Here is a 17,701-nt window from a genome sequence, read left to right as displayed (position 1 = left end):
CACAGAATTATGCCGAGGCATAATGGAACTTTATTTATTTTCCTCATAACTAAATTGCCATTCGACACCAAATTTATCAGTAAGGGAGCCGTAACATTTACTCCAAAACGTTTCTTGCAGCTCCATTTTAACCTGGCCGCCATCTTTAAGACCGTCAAAAGCTTTTCGCATTTGAGCCTCATCGTCTGAGACAACTGCTAGCGTTATATTGTTTCCAATCGTGAATGGGTGCCCTGGAAATGTATCTGAGAACATTACAGTGCTACCAAAAATCGAAAGTCGCGTATGCATGACAAGATCCTTAGCTTCCTCTGGTAATGGATAACTTGGATTCTGTGGTGAGTCTCCAAATGTCATAATTTCAGGTTTGTTCGTGCTAAAAACCTTCTCATAAAAAGATACAGCCTCTCGACAATTCCCATTAAAAATTAAGTAAACCTCTACTGCCATTTCCAACACTCCCTTTATCATTTTTTGAAACAATTCTATTTTACCTGGATAGTAAATAATAATACAAATTTTAGATAAAACTGATTTACAAACTACTTTTACTCCCTTGGGAAAATTTATCGCCCTAAACTAATCCACGGCTATATTTGTAAATTCTGCTTTCTTTCCTGCCAATTTTTTATTTATTTAGATAAAAGCTTTGACATTTACTCGAAAATAATGTAAATTACCAAATGACGAACGATTTAAAATAAAAGTTAAAAAATATTCGTATTTTAGGAGTGTTTATAATGGATAACGTATTTGACTATGAAGATATTCAACTAATTCCCGCAAAATGTATAGTAGAAAGTCGCTCAGAATGTGATACTTCTGTTACTTTAGGCGGTCATACATTCAAACTTCCCGTTGTACCGGCAAACATGCAAACAATTATCGACGAAAGTCTTGCTATGAAGCTTGCTGAAAACGGTTACTTTTATATCATGCACCGTTTTAATCCAGAGGCACGTATCCATTTCATCAAAGATATGCAAAGTCGTGGATTAATTGCATCTATTAGTGTTGGTGTAAAAAATGAGGAATATCCTTTTATCGAAGAATTAGCAGCTGCTAATTTAGTGCCTGAATTTATTACAATCGATATTGCACACGGTCATTCAAATGCTGTCATTCGTATGATTCAACATATCAAAAAGCATCTACCAAATAGCTTTGTGATTGCTGGTAATGTGGGTACACCTGAAGCAGTACGTGAGCTTGAAAACGCTGGTGCAGATGCTACAAAAGTTGGTATTGGACCAGGTAAAGTATGTATTACTAAAATTAAAACTGGTTTTGGTACAGGTGGTTGGCAGCTAGCTGCATTACGCTGGTGTGCAAAAGCTGCAACGAAGCCAATTATCGCTGATGGTGGTATTCGTACACATGGTGATATTGCAAAATCGGTTCGCTTTGGTGCTTCAATGGTAATGATCGGATCATTATTTGCAGGTCATGAAGAGTCACCTGGCGAAACAATCGAAATCGACGGTAAAACTGTGAAGGAATACTTCGGATCTGCTTCTGAATTCCAAAAAGGCGAACGTAAAAATGTTGAAGGTAAGAAGATGTTTGTTGAACATAAAGGCAGCATCAAAGATACATTAATTGAAATGCAACAAGACCTTCAATCATCTATTTCCTATGCAGGTGGCAATAAACTAGATGCCATTCGAAATGTAGATTATGTAATTGTGAAAAACTCTATTTTTAATGGAGATAAAGTATACTAACTAACCAGCATGAAGCTAGCGGGAAATTTCTGCTAGCTTCATTTACTTTTCTTTATTCGCAAATATACAAATCCCCTATCTTTTCACCCCCTCGTATTCTATTCATAAAGTTAACCCATTAAAATTTATGTGATATTTTTATTTTTTTAAATAAAATTACTAAAAATAAAAGAATAGCTATAAGAAGGCTTAAATAAACACATAGGAATTTTAATTTTGTACTATAGCTAGAAAGTAACCCTAAATAATAAAGTTTAGTTGGATATTTCATGAGGATGATACTTAAGAAAAGATTTTCTAAATAATCAAATGCCATACCTATAAACGGAAGGATAATAAAAAAGTTTACTATTTTATTTTTGATTTTTAGAACTTTAAAAAAGTACGAAATCACTACCGAATAAAAAAGAGCATAAGTAAGAGGATAAATAAAATCAATTATAAAAAAAGTTGATAAATAATAGGATCTTCCTTCTACCCCTTGTAAAAATAAAGTTTCGTAAATCTCTTGTATGGTGTAGCTAAAATGTAAATCTAATATGCCTATTCCGCCTGTAATTTCTTTTAAAGTAGCAATTGCATTACGCATCATAAACATGGAAAATAAAAAAATTATAAGTAGGATGCTAACACTTTTCATATTTGATAATTTATTAATTAGCCTAAACATACTCCCACCTCACATTGGTTAAAATACACATTTGTGTAATTTTCATGATTTGAAGTATAATTGAGCAAAAATTTGAAGTCAATATAATCCAAGCAAGTGATACAAATCAAGGCTATTCGTGTCATACAGGAGGAAGTTATGGAAAAAAGTAAAAATCCAATATCTATTCGCTCAAGAAAAATAATTATTAATACTTTATTAGAACTAATGAAAGTGAAAGAATATAGTGAAATTACTATTACAGAAATAGTAATTAAAGCTCAACTCGCTCGCAAAACATTTTATCGTAATTTTAAGTCAAAAGATGACGTACTAAATGAGTATGTAGACTATTTATTTAATGAATATATTCATAAACTAGCTAATTTAGATAATTTAACAAATGTTTCAGTAACCCAATGTTATTTTGAGTTTTGGCAAGAGCATGTATCATTTCTTAAACTTTTAGAGAGAAACAGTTTATTAATTTATATACTAAAAAAATATGATGAGTATTTACCGTTTATCCAACATCTATTTCCATGTAAACAACAAAATAAAGTGAATGACACGATGCTTAAATATAGCATAGCTTATTCATCCGGTGGGTTTTGGAAGATTCTTTGTAAGTGGATAGAGGATGACTGTACGGAAAGTCCAGAAGAAATGGGTTTAATATATAACAGTTTTATGGAGATACCCAATGATTAACTAAAGGTTTTACAGTCCACCTTATAAGGAAATTATCGTGGACCTTTCCAACAAAAGAAAAAATGCTACCAATTAAGCGTAGCATTTTCCTAAAGATTATAGTTTGTTAATAACAGCGTGGATCGTTTCTTTTAATTCTTCATCATGATCAGAAAGGTCTACAAGGTTTGCTACACGCTCACGTAATACTGGACGTTCAATTACAAGTTTTTCATCAAGTACTTGTACTAGTAACTCGATAATAAGACGATCACGAACGTTTAATGCTTCTTCTAAACGCTCTGGTGTAATTTTTCCTTCTTTTGCTGCTTTAGCCATTTTAAAAACCCCTTTTACATTTTATATTCATGCACATCTATTTTAGCATACAGCTAATTTATTTTGAAAACTTTCTTTCATGAATATATACCAAAACTTTACAAATAAGCGCATTTACATTTACGATAAAATGTTATATTCAAATCATAAAATGATGACACTGTACCATATGATTATGTGTTCCCTATTAGTTTTACATTCACTAAGGACAATTACATGATTGGAGGAATTCTGTGAACCCAAAGAAATCGACTTATTTACAATTAATCAAAGCTATACCGAAATCTTTACAATTGTTTCTAAATGTTTGCCTTGTACTTCTAGCGCTTATTTTGTCCTCACTACTTTGCAAAGAACTTATCCAATTTCTTAACATATTAATTTTTAACAACGATGGTGGAGACTATAAGCTTTTCCTCGCTAATATTCTTATTTTCTTTTTGTATTTTGAATTTATCACGATGATTATTAAATATTTTAAAGAGAATTATCATTTTCCGCTAAGGTACTTTATATATATAGGAATTACGGCTATGATTCGATTAATTATCGTAGAGCATGATCATCCGATCAACACCTTAATTTATTCACTTATTATTTTAATATTAATTATAAGCTATTTTATTATTAATATTACGCCACTGGAACGACCTGTACGCTCATCACTCTTTATGAATAAAGAACAATAGCGCTTTCGATTATGGCATGGATGTGTGCCTTTCTCTGCCCTTTTGTGGCTGGATATCAAAAATCCTCTTCCTTCAATAATTTCTCAGCGATGCTCATGTACATCCCCATCCTACACTAAATTTATTTTAAGACGTACGCTCTTTTCATCATTTTTTTCACATTAATTTCAGCTCTTAGTAATAACATGTATTACCACGTGTGAATAGGGCTGTATGTTGACAGTAGGTAAAGCTATGATGTTGTGTTGAGTACATATGGCTCCATTCATAAAGAAATGAACTTTGGACTGCATGAAATATTGAAGGGAGACGAAAAGAGTGACTCTGATTGATGTATATATTCATGAAGTAACTAAAAGGATAAGCAAAGAAAAGCGTGATAAAACTAGTCTAGAACTTAAATCTACTATTGAAAATATGTTACCTGAAGATTATTCAGAATCAGATATAAAGGAAGTGCTTAAAAAGCTTGGAAATCCTGTAGAAGTTGCAGCAAACTATCAAAAAACATCACGATTTATAATTGGTCCAGAAGTGTTTGATACTTATATTAGAACAATAAAATTAGTCATTCCCTGGGCAATTATTATAACAATTATTGTACAAATGATAGAAAGTATTGTGCTCTATAACGGAGAAGGTGCACTCCTGACTGCTATGATTAAAACTATTTCTATCACGATCTCACATATTATTTCAGTAATCATCTACGTACTGTTCTGGATTACAATTGCTTTCATTGTCATCGAACGATTTGGAGGAAAAAACATTCGAATCCCCCTTATAAAAAATCATTCAGAATGGACACCCGATGATTTAGCAAAAGTTAAAATAATCACTAAAGAAAAAACGATTTCACTTCATGATAATATTTTCAGTCTCATAGGTATTGCTATTTTCTCCTTTGTCTATTTCAATGCTAATCATCTTTTAGGCATCTATACCTCTCATAATAAAGGCGGGTTGAAATTTATTATGCCAATATTCAATCAGAATGTCCTACTTTCCTTTGCTCCAATCGTTTTATGTTGTATCGTTTTAAGCGTAGCTTTAACATTATGGAAATGGAGGTCTGGCCAATGGACACTGTTAATTGCCGTAGCTAATGCACTTCTTCAATGTACAGGAGTCATTGTTTTTATCCTCCTGGCTATTCACCCTGATCTCATACACAGTCCCGCTATTCCTTATATCGCCGCAATTACTGATACGACTTCTGCTAAGATTTTGTTTGCTATAGACCGGATATTATTCGTAAGCATTGCTATTGCCATCATCGCAAATGCATTTGATATTTATAGTGGCTTTAAAAAGGCTAGAATTTAAAAAGTAATATACGTTCTTAGAGCTGACTCTTCTTGTTGGCTCTTTACTTATTTATATACGCCTTCAAAAATATCGTTATTCCCCTATTATTTTGTATAATAAAGTTGAGCGTTAATCAATTATATCTCTCGGCATAATTGCACATGTTTTTTTGTGCGAAAGCGCAGTGCTAACGTAGCGAAGCGACCACATGAGGGCTGGCACGATGTCGGTCATTTCGGCAATGCCACAGGACTGGGCGTTCTTATACTAAGTTCCTATAGTTCAGTGGATGGTTGGACATCCGCTAAAAAGTAACTTAAACCTGCATACAGAAATAATCTCAAACGGAATAAGGGGAAATCATTATGACCATTCTTCTTGTAGATGACAATCAGGTCAATCTATTTGTAATTGAAAAAGTATTAAAAAATGCAGGTTATGATAACTGTGTTTCTCTAACATCTGCTTATGGGCTTTTTGATTATTTACAGTTAGATGCACCAAATCCAACAGGAAATTCAGTGGATTTGATTTTATTAGATATTATGATGCCTGAAATTGACGGCATTGAAGCTTGTAAACGTATTAAACAAAATGAACAATTAAAAGATATTCAAATTATCTTTGTCACAGCTCTAGAAGATAAAAATAAGCTCGCAGAAGCACTTGATATCGGCGGAGTAGATTATATTACAAAGCCGATTAATAAAACCGAGCTTCTTGCTAGAATTCGAGTTGCTTTACGATTGAAGGCTGAATTAGATTGGCATACTCAGCAAGAAAAGAAAATACAATACGAATTAGATCTAGCAACACACGTACAAAGAAGCCTTTTGAGCGCTCCTTTAAATGAGGCTAATATTCAAATAGAAGTATCTTATCTACCTTCTTCTAATTTAGCAGGGGATATGTATTATTGGCATAAAATAGACGATCACCGATACGCCATCATTTTGCTTGATATGATGGGGCATGGGATCTCTGCAGCCCTTGTTTGTATGTTTATTTCCTCTGTCCTAAGAGAAGCTGTTAAACAATTAGTAGATCCTGAATTAGTTATAAAAGAGTTAAACCGTTATATGACACTTTTGCGAAACGGAAAAGAGGATAATCTTTTTTACTTCACAGCTATTTATTTAGTGATAGATACCAAACAAAAAACAATTGAATATGTGAACGCTGGTCATCCTTCTGGCTATGCTCTAGTTGACGAAAAAACGCTTGTACCATTAAAACGAGGAAGCTGTGCTGTTGGCTTTTTCGACGAGATCGACGTACAAAGGCAATTTATTCAATACAATGAAGATGTGCAAATCATTTTATATACGGATGGTGTGTTAGAGGCAATGGGACCATGTGAAATGGAATCCGAGAAGCATTTACAAACATTAATATCTACGGAATGGGATTATTCTCAACGTATAATCGACAATCTACTGTCTAAGGAGAAACAAGCGAATCAAACAGATGATATGTGCGTATTAATGATTCAAGCACAGGCTACATAAATAGGGCCGTTGCCTAAGCCACTATTGTGGGGAACTTAGGTAACAGCCCATTTTTTCTTACTCTACCTTCTGAAATATTTTTTCATTGCCTACGATTTCTTTATATTTCGAAATAATATCTTCAAATCCTATTGTTTCTTTATCTCCTAGGCATAAAAAACCATTTTTACTTAGACTTTCTGCAAACAAATAATGAACCTTGTTTTGTAACTCTGGTAAAAAATATATTAAAACATTTCGGCACATAATGACATGAAATTCATTAAACGATTGATCTGTTACTAAATTATGCTGCGCAAATATAATGTTTTTTAATAGTGATGGATGGAAATAAGCATATTGATAATCTGTTTTATAGTATTCGGAAAAAGCCTGAATGCCCCCCGCAAGCATATAGTTTTTTGTATATGCCTGCATTTTGTTAATCGGGAACATCCCTCTTTTTGCTTTTTCCAATACTTGTTCGTTCATATCCGTAGCGTAAATAACTGCTTTATCCATTAACCCTTCTTCCTGTAGCAAAATAGCCATGGAGTATACTTCCTCACCCGTGGCACATCCTGCGTGCCATATCCGAATTTCAGGATAATCTCTTAAATACGGTACAACCTCTTGGCGGAAAGCCTTAAAAAAACTAGGGTTGCGAAACATTTCAGTGACATTTATAGAAAAATCATTCAATAATTGCTCTAAAAAACCATCTTCGTGTATGACATTTTCAATGACACGAGAAATCGTTGGGATATTATTCATCCTCATCCTATTATTAATTCTTCGTGATATAGAAGAACGATTATATTGTCGAAAATCAAATCCAGATAAACGATAAATAGCCTCAAGTAACAAGTCTATTTCTAAATCTGTATACATTTTTTGCTGCAAAGGAAATCGTTCCATCTTATTAACTCCCTTTAGAAACTAGCCATACTCTTAAAACAGATACTAATTGCTCTAAATTTAATGGCTTACTTATATAATCTGAAGCACCAGCCTCTATTGATTTATCTCGATCCGTTTTCATGGCCTTTGCTGTTAAAGCGATAATCGGTAAATCTGTAATCTTCATTTGTTTTCGTATAATCGACATCGTTTCATAGCCATCCAAATTCGGCATCATAATATCCATCAGAATAAGGTCAATTTCATCATTCGTTTGCAAAATATCTAAACACTCTATTCCATCTTTTGCAACTAAGATATTCATGCCTCGTTTTTCGAGTGCATTTTTTAATGCATAGATATTACGATAATCATCATCTACAATTAAAATATTTTTCCCTTGAAAAATTTCTACCTCATGTTGAGAAAATTCCTGGATTTCAGATGGCTGCTCTTCCGTTAGCTCTTCTAACTCACGTACTTCATTTGTAGCTACGACCTCATGAACAGCAAGTTCAAAGTATTTTTGTTCTTCGATTCCATTTGGCAAGCTTGGGATTGTCAGTGTAAATGTACTACCTTGCCCCTCTTCACTTTGTAAAGAAATCCAGCCACCGAGTAATCTTGAAAGCTCTTTACAAATAGACAAACCTAGACCTGTTCCACCGTATTTACGTACAGTCGCCCCATCAGCCTGTTGGAATGATTCAAAAATTAGTTGGTGCTTGTCCTTTGGAATCCCTATACCTGTATCTGAAACTTTAATTTCTAACCAGTCAGCACTGACATTCTGCATATTACTTGTTAAATGCTCTTGACCTAGCTGTTTGATTTTAAGATTAACTGCGCCATGTTCTGTAAATTTAAAAGCATTTGATAATAAATTTTTCAATATTTGCTGGAATCTATTTTCGTCTGTATAGAAAACATCTGCTACATTTTTGTCTTTCGAAATATGGAATTGTAGATTTTTTTTCGCTGCTACAGGTGCGAAGATTTGCTCAATTTGTACAGGAACCTCACTCATATTCATTTCATCAAAACTAATATCTAGCTTGCCTGCCTCAACTTTTGATAAATCTAAAATATCGTTAATTAACACAAGCAAATCTTCACCTGAAGAATGGATAACCTTTGCAAATTCAGCTTCCTCTTCTAATAGTTTATGCTGACTATTTTCAGCTAACATTTCAGATAAAATTAAAATGCTATTCAGTGGTGTTCGCAATTCATGTGACATATTGGCTAAAAACTCAGATTTATACTTTGAATTTAGTAACAGCTGTTCCGCACTTTCTTCTAATTCTTTTTTAGCTTGTTCTAATTCTCTGGATTTTAACTCTGCCTCTTTTGTTCTTTCTTCCAATTGCTCATTAATCATTGTCAGTTCCTCTGTTTGCATCTGCAATTCTTCTGATTGTGCCTGAAGTTCTTCTGATTGCATCTGTAATTCCTCTGTCATAGCTCTTGATTCATTTAGTAAACGGACAATTTCCATACGCCCTAGAACACTATTGACAGTTAGTCCAAAGGTTTCGATCACTTGCTTCACTAATTCCTGCTGCAGCTCACTAAAGCTAGTCATTGTAGCTAATTCAACGATAGCTATCACATCATTTTCAAATATAATAGGAACGATAAAGATACTTTTTGGCGATACCACCCCTAAGCCAGTGGCGATTAAACGGAAATCCTCTGGAATATCGTTATACATTAAAACCTTTTTTTCTAAAGCACATTGTCCAATTAAGCCTTCCCCAAATTTAAAGCTCTCAATTCCAACGTCATCCCCTGCCTCTGCAAAAGCAGCTTTTTTTACAAACAGTACATTATTATCATTAGTTTCACGAACATAAAATGCACCTAGGGAAGACTGAGTTTTTTGCGCTAATTCTGAAAGAAACGTTTCCGCTAATTTGGTGACGGCAGAAATGCCTTGATGTTTTGTGACAATTTCTGCGATATTCACTTGTAGCCATTCTCTTCTCTCAAGTACATCCAGCAACTCATTCGTAGCAGCTACAAGAGCATTGATTTCATCATTTGTCTTAACATGAATCCTTCCTTTTTTTCTACTTTTGGAAGCTGCGATTTCTTGAATCGTTTGAGTAACCTTTGTTAACATGTTTACGATTGAACGAGAAATACCATTTGCAATGAAAATCGCAATAACCGAAATAAATACAAGTATGCCAAGCAGTGTAAGTGTTACAATACTATTCCTCTTGTCCAAGTCGTTTACTTGAGCTTGCATATTTGCATATATCACTGAACGCAGTGACTCAAACTGATCTCGCACAGCGTCCATGTCTTTACGACCTACATCTACTTTATAGATTTCCTTTAACGCTTCTGTATTGTTTTCTTTTTTAAGCTTAATGGAAGGTTCACCTGATGTTGTAATCCAATGCTCCATCGCTGTTTTTATCTCAACTAACTTCTGTTGTTGTGTTGGTTTATTTTCTAAAACACGATAAAGTTCATCATAGGCGTATTCCCAATTTTCACTGGCTTTATTATAAGGCTTTAAATAGCTTGATTCACCAGTAATAATAAAGCCCCTTTGGCTCGATTCCATATCTAAAATGTTTCTTTCTATACGATTGGTTAGTTCAAGTGTTTTTGTATCATTTGTGATAATATAATTTCTTTCTTTTTGTAGAAAAGTAATTTGATTATTTAAGATGATGCCTGATACGAGTAAACAAAGTATGATAACAATATAGCCTAACGTAATTTTAGTTCGTATACCTATCTTTAATTTATTTAGCATTTGTTCCCCCTACCTTTATCTGTCCTAAACTCTATAACTATTATCATTGTACATCATAGAGTAACAAAGTTTCTTCCTCTTAGATTAAGAGAATAACCTCTTTTCGAGAAATACCATCACATGTAGTTGATTTCTGTGGTGACTATATGCTTTCCTAGAGGCCCTCCAATATAAATGGCCTACAAAAATGTCATCAATAACTTTTGGTGACATTAATAAGTACCGTATTCTTTTCATACATATATATTATATTGGCCGCTTTTGCCGAGGTATAATTGATAATAAGGAGGGAACAATTGTGGATATTTACGTAAGACCAGGAGATTCACTTTGGCATTTTAGTGAAGTTTTTAAAATCCCTCTTCAACTCATTATAGATTCTAACCGAACGATTAATCCTCAATTTTTAAGGGTCGGACAACGCATTCGAATTCCAGGGTTTGTGACAGTCAATTATCAAATCAAACGAGGAGATACTTTTTGGCAAATAGCCCAAAGCAGAAATCTCCCATTAGTAGCCATCTTGCTTGTTAACCCTGGTCTTAATCCAAATCAATTACCCATTGGGCAGTCCATTCGCATTCCCCAACGAATCACATGGCGGCTCATCAATGGTCAACAAAATTATACTTACACCATCATGATGAACGATATCAAAAAACTACTCGATGCTTATCCATTTCTACAAAGCTCAGCGATTGGACATTCTGTTTTGCAGCATGAAATCCCAGAGCTTCTAATCGGGAACGGAGCTAAGCGTGTCCATTATAACGGCTCCTTTCATGCAAATGAATGGATTACAACTCCAATTATTTTAACTTTTATAAACGACTATCTACTCTCACTCACCAATCAAAGTACCATTCGCGGTTTATCTCCATTACCACTTTATCAGCAATCAACCCTTTCTATAGTTCCAATGGTCAATCCAGATGGTGTCGATTTAGTAGTTCAAGGACCACCTAATGACGAAGCATTAAAAAATCAACTTATTGCTTGGAATAATGGCAGCACTGATTTCTCTGGTTGGAAGGCAAATATACACGGTGTTGATTTGAACGATCAGTTTCCTGCAAAATGGGAGCTTGAAAACGCACGAAACCCGAAAACACCTGGACCAAGAGATTTTGGCGGACAACGGCCTTTGTCCGAGCCAGAGGCTATTGCTATGGCTGATTTAACAAAGAAGCGAGACTTTGCCAGAGTTCTTGCGTTTCATACACAAGGTAGAGTGATTTATTGGGGTTTTGAAAATCTCGAACCACCAGAGTCAGAAATCCTTGTTAATGAGTTTAGCCGAGTTAGTGGCTATGAGCCTATCAATTCGGCGGGCAGTTATGCAGGCTATAAAGATTGGTTTATTCAAGATTGGCGCAGACCTGGCTTTACTGTTGAGTTAGGTAGTGGTACAAATCCACTTCCACTGAGCCAATTCGGCGATATTTATGAAGAGACATTAGGTATATTCCTTGCAGCATTGTATATGTAATAAAAAACGAAGGATTTGATCATCATTCAATTCTAAATAAATAGCCCCAATCCCCTTTTACTTCTAAGTGAATGGGGGTTTTTTTACCTCTGATTGATTGCTTCTTGATAGTTCATCGCATAAATCGTTTATGAATTTTGTTAAAACGTCCACTATGTAAATAAGTTGATTGGAGTGGAGACTGGGCGACTCCTTGTGGATTAGCAATATAGGAACGAAGGCTAAAATCATCACATCCTGTGATAACGCCTTCGTGACCAACATCCTATTGCCCCAAGCGGCTCATCGGACGCCCCCAGGAAGCTCTGCTCTGCGCGAAAGCGAAGCGTCAGCGGGCCCAGTCGAACGGAAATCACCCCCTCGTTTGATGACGATCCTTCTTAGTAGGAATATGGACGTATTTGGAAAAATTACTTTGACAGATAGAGTAATGTTTGTTACTATTACTCTGACAGATAGAGCAATAAAAATAAGTAGGTGACTTATGGTTCGAAGTGACATCATCCGCGGACACTTAGATTCCATTATTTTAAGGTTAATTTTAGAGAAAGATCGTTATGGTTATGAAATTTCTCAGGAAATAAGTATCCGCACAAATAATCGTTTTCAAATTAAAGAAGCAACTTTATATGCAGTTTTTCAACGTCTTGAGAAGAAGGAAATTATTGAAGCCTATTATGGTGATGTTTCACACGGAGGCAAAAGAAAGTATTACCGTATTACCCCATTAGGTAAAGCTTATTTAAATGAGCTAGTTAAAGAGTGGTCGGAAGTAAAAGAAATTATCGACTTATTTATGGAGGGCTTAGAATGAAAAAAATAAAAAATCATATTGATGAGCTTTTTAAAGATATTCCTCGTAATAAAGAAACAGAGATGGTGAAACAAGAAATCATTCAAAACCTTGAAGAAAAAGTATTTTATTTGATGGATCAAGGGAAAGAACAAGAGGATGCCATCAACAAAGCCATCGTAGAGTTTGGGGATATCGAGGATTTAAAAAAGGAATTAGGTGTTAAGGAGCCCGAAAAGAAAAATATGTCTAAATTAAATTTGGAATTCTCTATATGGGGTAGTGGCTTAATTATTGTATTTTTTGTTTTTATTAATCTTTACTATACGCCACATACAATATGGGCAATCTATCCGATCTTCGCAATACTATGGTGGCCATTATCTATGTACTTCGTTTGGTCACGTAAGAAATGGAGTGAATAAAACATGAAGAATTTGATTAGCTTTTCGATTGTTGGTAGTTTGATGACAATGATTTTTTTAGGAATCGTCAATTATACGACGACCCCCCAGGAAATTTGGTTTATTTACCCGTGCTTTCTAGTTTTGCTATGGCCGATAACGTTATTCTTTATGTCTAAAAGAATGTATAAGCAATACTCTCTTGTTTGTAGTGCTATGATTATCGCTTTCCTTATCATTGAAAATTATTTATACTCACCCGAGTATATATGGTTCATTTATGCGATTTATCCAATCATCTGGTGGCCAATCCTTATGCATTTAGAGGAAAAAGCCAAAACATTAAAAATTGCACTGATTGGCTGTGCAAGTACCATTATCTATTACTCCATTTTAAATATTATTTTATCCCATCCATACCCTTGGGCGATCTATCCAGCATTTTTAGTAATTTGGTGGCCCTTAGCTTTATACCACGCACAAAGAAAAACATTTGTAGCTTTCTCTGTAACAGCTACCGTTCTTATCAGTATCTTTTTTATTACCGTAAATATTGTCTCTTCACCAGGCGTAATATGGGCGTTTTATCCAATATTTGTCGTTCTATGGTGGCCCTTAAGCATGTACTTTTATGTTTATAAAAGAAAAATGTACAATTCAACAACGCTATCTAAAAGAGTCTAAAAATTCCGATTATACCTCATGTCCGCAGGGGGAATTAGATGAAAAAGAAAATGAAATTTATAAAATATACTGTAATAATGACAATCGTATTAGTCATAACAGCGCTTTTATTCCCTACATGGACTTCACATATTCATTTGAAGAGAAGGAAAAATTTTATGAATGGATGTGCGATACTTTTATAAAATAAATGCAATTGTGGTAATAAAATTATATTAATGATATTAACTAGATGAGTGGCTCACCACCATAACGTGTGGTTGATTTCCGTTCCGACTGGGCGCTTTCCTGGGGGCGTCCGATGAGCCGCTTCACTCGCAAGGCTCGCTCCAGGGTCTCATCTGTGACGCTAATCCCCAAGGAGTCGCCCAGTCTCCACTCCAATCAACTTTTAGCCAGGGCATCTAAAAAAATGGATTAATCAAAACATGCTCTTATTAAATAAATAGGGCATATTAATTTCTTAAAGAACCTCAAGATTATGAAATTAATCAACAGCAATCGAAGTTATCGATATAGTTAAAAGCAACGATTGCTGTAGCTCACATTATTTATTTACTATATAATTTAGTTATTAAATATTTTAACGGGCTGTGATATTATGTCAAAAAATGATCAATTGCACAATGTAGAAATCATTATGAGTGAGATGTTTGAAATACAGCATACATCGCGAATGTTTGTAAACCTCCTATCTGAGGGAGAATCATTATCTCAAAACCAACTAATCCTCCTACTTCAGCTAAAGATTAATGGTGGGATGAAAGCAACAGAAATTGCTGAGTTCTTTAGTGTGACACCAGGAGCCGTTACATCGATGTGCGATAAACTAGAAAAGTTGGAATTAGTAGAGCGGATTAGAGAGAAAGAAGATCGTCGTGTTGTAAAAATGATTTTAACTAATATCGGTGAATTGAAGGTTCAAGATTTATTTTTAAAGTTTCCACAAGAAAGACTGATAGACATGGCAAAAATATTGCGTGAGGTTAATCAGTTAATGAAAAAAATTTTTTAGGATTTCATAAAATTGAAATCCTTTTTTTATTGTCCAAAAAATATGCGAGAACTAATTTAACACAAAGGTTCTTGACAAAATGCAGTTACATATATTTTAATTAATATATGTTTTAATAATTAAAATATTTATTAATTAAAGTATATGAGGTGATTATGTTGATTCAAAAACTACACACTGTAACGCTTACAAATGGCAATATTAAAGATTTGGCAGCAGATTGTGAGCAAGTAAATATCCGTGGATTTGTTACTTTCCATCAAAAGGTACGCGTAAAAAAAATCTCTACTCATGGCCATAGTTCTTTTCATTCCCGCGTTGAAGCACAGATTTTAAATAGTACAGGATCCTGTACTCTAAAAGATTTTTGTGAAATTAATGAAATTAAAAGTGCCGGGAGCTTAAATATGCGAAATGGGCAAGTAACAAAATTGAATAGTTCTGGGAAGTTGACCATTGAACAAAATTTAGAGGCTGAAACTGTAGATGCAATTGGTATTGTGAAAGCAACAGAAATACTAGCCAAGCTTTTTCATTTAAAAATGTCTGGTCAAAGTAAAATTGGGGAGCTTATTGCAGATGAAATATGCATAGAAAAGGATAAGATTTCTGTTCTTCCTTTATTAAAGAGAAAATTAATTTGTCATTGTATAAAAGGGAAAAATGTACGTCTTTCCGATACAAATGTAGAGGTTGTCAAAGGGGATGTTGTCATCGTGGGAAGTAATTGTAGAGTAAAAACACTTTATTATACGGATAGCTATTCAATCGCTCCCACTGCTAAAGTGCAACAAATTGTACGGAGGGAGAAGGAATGATATTTAGAAAATTCATTCAGACCTTTGTTTGCTCGCTGGCTCTCTTTGTGTTATCTATCCTCTATGTTAGTTTGGTCTTATGTGCATTATTGTCAATACTAGCAGGTATTTTACGAACATTAGGTCTTGAGCAATTGAAGATGGGTATTTGGTATGGCGTTGAGCTTCCAGTCATCTACAGCATTCCCCTAGCTCTCCTTGTATCCTTATTCCTGTTCTTTTGTTCAATATATGTTAAACGCTCTATCCGATTCTGTCTTTCGAAGCTTAGCTTTTAAAATAAATGCTGAACTAATTTCAATTCACGAAAATCCAACAGAAAAAAGGCAGATTTATTCTACACATTGTAGATTAAATCTGCCTTTTAGTTTTAATCTTTGGAAAAGCAGCCAAAAAACTAGAACCTTCCATCCGAAAGGTTCTAGTTTCATTTAATGTTATTTTAAACGAAGCGCTTTGTCTGTCGATTCATTAATTTCTTTAAGAAGCTCTGGGTTTTCTGCTAATGACTTGCCGTAAGATGGGATCATTTCTTTAATTTTTGACTCCCATTCGTTAACATGTTGAGGGAAGCATTTATTGATTACCTCAAGCATAACATGTACAGCAGTGGATGCGCCTGGAGAAGCTCCAAGTAATGCAGCGATTGAGCCATCAGAAGCACTTACAACTTCCGTACCAAATTGAAGTGTTCCTTTACCACCAGCTTCAGTATCTTTAATAACTTGTACACGTTGACCAGCTACGATAATATCCCAATCATCGCTCTTAGCATTCGGGATGAACTCACGTAGCTCTTCCATACGTTGTTCTTTAGATAGCATAAGTTGTTGGATTAAATATTTTGTTAATCCCATCTCTTTAACTCCTGCCGCTAATAACGTTGTAATATTATGCGGTTTTACAGAAGCAAATAAATCCATATTTGAACCTGTTTTTAAGAACTTAGGTGAGAAACCTGCGAACGGTCCGAAAAGTAACGATTTTTTGTTATCAATATAGCGTGTATCAAGATGCGGAACAGACATTGGTGGAGCACCAACTTTAGCTTTTCCGTATACTTTCGCATGATGTTGTTCAGCAACTTCTTGGTTTTTACATACTAAGAATAATCCACTGATTGGGAATCCACCAATGTGTTTTCCTTCAGGAATACCTGATTTTTGTAGTAATTCTAGGCTTCCTCCACCAGCTCCAAGGAAGACAAATTTTGCTGTATGGTATTCCATTTTACAGCCGTTTTTGTCATGCACTCGTACTTCCCATGAACCATCGCTAGTACGTTTCATGCTTTGAACACTATGATTGTAGTTGATATCAACGTCTTTATTTTTTAAATGGTCGAATAACATACGTGTTAATGCACCAAAGTTAACGTCTGTACCAGTGTCAATTTTCGTCGCAGCAATAGCTTCATCAGCTGGACGATCTTGCATAATTAGAGGAATCCATTCCTTTAGTTTTTCTGGGTCATCAGAAAATTCCATACCTTGGAATAAAGGGTTTTTTGTCATCGTTTCATGACGTTTTTTTAGAAACTCTACATTGTCTTTCCCTTGTACTAAACTCATATGAGGTAAAGGCATAATAAAGTCTTGCGGATTGCTGATTAGTTTATTGTTCACAAGATAAGACCAAAATTGTCTTGAAACATGGAACTGTTCATTAACGTTAATCGCTTTCTTGATATCGATTGTTCCGTCTTTTTTCTCTGAAGTGTAGTTAAGCTCACAAAGTGCAGCATGTCCAGTTCCCGCATTATTTAATTCGTGAGAACTTTCTTCACCAGCTTTATCAAGCTGCTCAAACACTGTAATTTTCCAATCTGGCGCTAATTCTTTGAGCATTGTCCCCAAAGTAGCACTCATGATTCCGGCACCAATTAAGATAACATCTGATTTAATTTGTCTGTTACTCATTTTTACCTTCCTTATATATT

The 17,701-nt window shown here is 34.6% G+C and carries 17 protein-coding genes; 11 read left to right on the top strand and 6 right to left on the bottom strand.

What is annotated here, in order from left to right:
- Positions 1–30 precede the first annotated feature (30 nt).
- Entirely contained in the window at positions 31–450 is a 420-nt protein-coding gene (locus tag MWJ95_RS18005) for a VOC family protein (protein WP_249075354.1), read from the bottom strand.
- Positions 451–740: 290 nt separating this feature from the next.
- Between MWJ95_RS18005 and guaC the strand changes: the two genes are divergently transcribed.
- Positions 741–1,724, top strand: coding sequence for a GMP reductase (gene guaC, locus MWJ95_RS18000; RefSeq protein WP_249075353.1), 984 nt, complete (start codon positions 741–743; stop codon positions 1,722–1,724).
- A 118-nt stretch (positions 1,725–1,842) separates the two neighbouring features.
- On the opposite strand, the gene MWJ95_RS17995 is transcribed toward guaC, so the two are convergent.
- Positions 1,843–2,394, bottom strand: a complete 552-nt coding sequence (locus tag MWJ95_RS17995) for a hypothetical protein (RefSeq protein WP_249106885.1) — start codon at positions 2,392–2,394, stop codon at positions 1,843–1,845.
- A 138-nt stretch (positions 2,395–2,532) separates the two neighbouring features.
- On the opposite strand from MWJ95_RS17995, the gene MWJ95_RS17990 reads away from it, so the two are divergent.
- The gene (locus MWJ95_RS17990) at positions 2,533–3,084 is read left to right on the top strand and encodes a TetR/AcrR family transcriptional regulator (RefSeq protein WP_249106884.1); all 552 of its coding nucleotides are present in this window, start codon (positions 2,533–2,535) and stop codon (positions 3,082–3,084) included.
- A gap of 96 nt (positions 3,085–3,180) precedes the next feature.
- Here MWJ95_RS17990 and MWJ95_RS17985 read toward each other — a convergent pair whose 3' ends face one another.
- Entirely contained in the window at positions 3,181–3,402 is a 222-nt protein-coding gene (locus tag MWJ95_RS17985; RefSeq protein WP_249075352.1) for a phosphate-starvation-inducible protein PsiE, read from the bottom strand.
- 233 nt (positions 3,403–3,635) lie between these two features.
- Between MWJ95_RS17985 and psiE the strand changes: the two genes are divergently transcribed.
- The 3 genes from psiE to MWJ95_RS17970 all read left to right on the top strand — a co-directional run bounded on the left by psiE (position 3,636) and on the right by MWJ95_RS17970 (position 6,907).
- Positions 3,636–4,091, top strand: coding sequence for a phosphate-starvation-inducible protein PsiE (gene psiE, locus MWJ95_RS17980; protein WP_249106883.1), 456 nt, complete (start codon positions 3,636–3,638; stop codon positions 4,089–4,091).
- Positions 4,092–4,409: 318 nt separating this feature from the next.
- Positions 4,410–5,417, top strand: coding sequence for an RNA-binding protein (locus tag MWJ95_RS17975; protein WP_249106882.1), 1,008 nt, complete (start codon positions 4,410–4,412; stop codon positions 5,415–5,417).
- A gap of 347 nt (positions 5,418–5,764) precedes the next feature.
- Entirely contained in the window at positions 5,765–6,907 is a 1,143-nt protein-coding gene (locus MWJ95_RS17970; RefSeq protein WP_249106881.1) for a fused response regulator/phosphatase, read from the top strand.
- Positions 6,908–6,964: 57 nt separating this feature from the next.
- On the opposite strand, the gene MWJ95_RS17965 is transcribed toward MWJ95_RS17970, so the two are convergent.
- A complete protein-coding gene (locus MWJ95_RS17965; RefSeq protein ID WP_249075348.1) occupies positions 6,965–7,804 on the bottom strand; it encodes a CheR family methyltransferase in 840 nt (279 codons plus the stop codon).
- Between the two features lie 4 nt (positions 7,805–7,808).
- Positions 7,809–10,559, bottom strand: coding sequence for an ATP-binding protein (locus MWJ95_RS17960; RefSeq protein WP_249106880.1), 2,751 nt, complete (start codon positions 10,557–10,559; stop codon positions 7,809–7,811).
- A gap of 298 nt (positions 10,560–10,857) precedes the next feature.
- Between MWJ95_RS17960 and MWJ95_RS17955 the strand changes: the two genes are divergently transcribed.
- The 6 genes from MWJ95_RS17955 (at position 10,858) to MWJ95_RS17930 (ending at position 15,762) form a co-directional block, all read left to right on the top strand.
- Complete coding sequence (locus MWJ95_RS17955) at positions 10,858–12,048, top strand: M14 family metallopeptidase (RefSeq protein WP_249106879.1); 1,191 nt, start codon at positions 10,858–10,860, stop codon at positions 12,046–12,048.
- A 484-nt stretch (positions 12,049–12,532) separates the two neighbouring features.
- Positions 12,533–12,862: a PadR family transcriptional regulator gene (locus tag MWJ95_RS17950; RefSeq protein ID WP_053482886.1), complete on the top strand. Its 330-nt coding sequence runs from the start codon at positions 12,533–12,535 to the stop codon at positions 12,860–12,862.
- The gene (locus MWJ95_RS17945) at positions 12,859–13,266 is read left to right on the top strand and encodes a permease prefix domain 1-containing protein (RefSeq protein ID WP_249075345.1); all 408 of its coding nucleotides are present in this window, start codon (positions 12,859–12,861) and stop codon (positions 13,264–13,266) included. The genes MWJ95_RS17950 and MWJ95_RS17945 overlap by 4 nt, the downstream gene beginning before the upstream one ends.
- Positions 13,267–13,269: 3 nt before the next feature.
- Entirely contained in the window at positions 13,270–13,929 is a 660-nt protein-coding gene (locus MWJ95_RS17940) for a hypothetical protein (protein ID WP_249106878.1), read from the top strand.
- Between the two features lie 601 nt (positions 13,930–14,530).
- The gene (locus MWJ95_RS17935) at positions 14,531–14,944 is read left to right on the top strand and encodes a MarR family transcriptional regulator (RefSeq protein WP_249075343.1); all 414 of its coding nucleotides are present in this window, start codon (positions 14,531–14,533) and stop codon (positions 14,942–14,944) included.
- Between the two features lie 155 nt (positions 14,945–15,099).
- Positions 15,100–15,762 (top strand): hypothetical protein, encoded by a 663-nt coding sequence (locus MWJ95_RS17930; protein ID WP_249106877.1) that lies wholly within the window; start codon positions 15,100–15,102, stop codon positions 15,760–15,762.
- A gap of 437 nt (positions 15,763–16,199) precedes the next feature.
- On the opposite strand, the gene MWJ95_RS17925 is transcribed toward MWJ95_RS17930, so the two are convergent.
- The gene (locus MWJ95_RS17925) at positions 16,200–17,681 is read right to left on the bottom strand and encodes a malate:quinone oxidoreductase (protein ID WP_249075341.1); all 1,482 of its coding nucleotides are present in this window, start codon (positions 17,679–17,681) and stop codon (positions 16,200–16,202) included.
- Positions 17,682–17,701 lie beyond the last annotated feature (20 nt).

The sequence above is a fragment of the Lysinibacillus sp. Bpr_S20 genome (genome assembly GCF_023337835.1).
Classification (GTDB): domain Bacteria; phylum Bacillota; class Bacilli; order Bacillales_A; family Planococcaceae; genus Lysinibacillus.
The sequence above is the reverse complement of the archived record's forward strand: the minus strand, read 5'-3'. Positions and strand labels throughout refer to the sequence as shown.

Bases quoted from the DNA above. Each gene is read 5' to 3' on its own strand.
- MWJ95_RS18005 (WP_249075354.1), bottom strand. From the start codon at position 450: ATGGCAGTAGAGGTTTACTTAATTTTTAATGGGAATTGTCGAGAGGCT.
- guaC (WP_249075353.1), top strand. From the start codon at position 741: ATGGATAACGTATTTGACTATGAAGATATTCAACTAATTCCCGCAAAA.
- MWJ95_RS17995 (WP_249106885.1), bottom strand. From the start codon at position 2,394: ATGTTTAGGCTAATTAATAAATTATCAAATATGAAAAGTGTTAGCATC.
- MWJ95_RS17990 (WP_249106884.1), top strand. From the start codon at position 2,533: ATGGAAAAAAGTAAAAATCCAATATCTATTCGCTCAAGAAAAATAATT.
- MWJ95_RS17985 (WP_249075352.1), bottom strand. From the start codon at position 3,402: ATGGCTAAAGCAGCAAAAGAAGGAAAAATTACACCAGAGCGTTTAGAA.
- MWJ95_RS17970 (WP_249106881.1), top strand. From the start codon at position 5,765: ATGACCATTCTTCTTGTAGATGACAATCAGGTCAATCTATTTGTAATT.
- MWJ95_RS17965 (WP_249075348.1), bottom strand. From the start codon at position 7,804: ATGGAACGATTTCCTTTGCAGCAAAAAATGTATACAGATTTAGAAATA.
- MWJ95_RS17960 (WP_249106880.1), bottom strand. From the start codon at position 10,559: ATGCTAAATAAATTAAAGATAGGTATACGAACTAAAATTACGTTAGGC.
- MWJ95_RS17950 (WP_053482886.1), top strand. From the start codon at position 12,533: ATGGTTCGAAGTGACATCATCCGCGGACACTTAGATTCCATTATTTTA.
- MWJ95_RS17945 (WP_249075345.1), top strand. From the start codon at position 12,859: ATGAAAAAAATAAAAAATCATATTGATGAGCTTTTTAAAGATATTCCT.
- MWJ95_RS17940 (WP_249106878.1), top strand. From the start codon at position 13,270: ATGAAGAATTTGATTAGCTTTTCGATTGTTGGTAGTTTGATGACAATG.
- MWJ95_RS17935 (WP_249075343.1), top strand. From the start codon at position 14,531: ATGTCAAAAAATGATCAATTGCACAATGTAGAAATCATTATGAGTGAG.
- MWJ95_RS17930 (WP_249106877.1), top strand. From the start codon at position 15,100: ATGTTGATTCAAAAACTACACACTGTAACGCTTACAAATGGCAATATT.
- MWJ95_RS17925 (WP_249075341.1), bottom strand. From the start codon at position 17,681: ATGAGTAACAGACAAATTAAATCAGATGTTATCTTAATTGGTGCCGGA.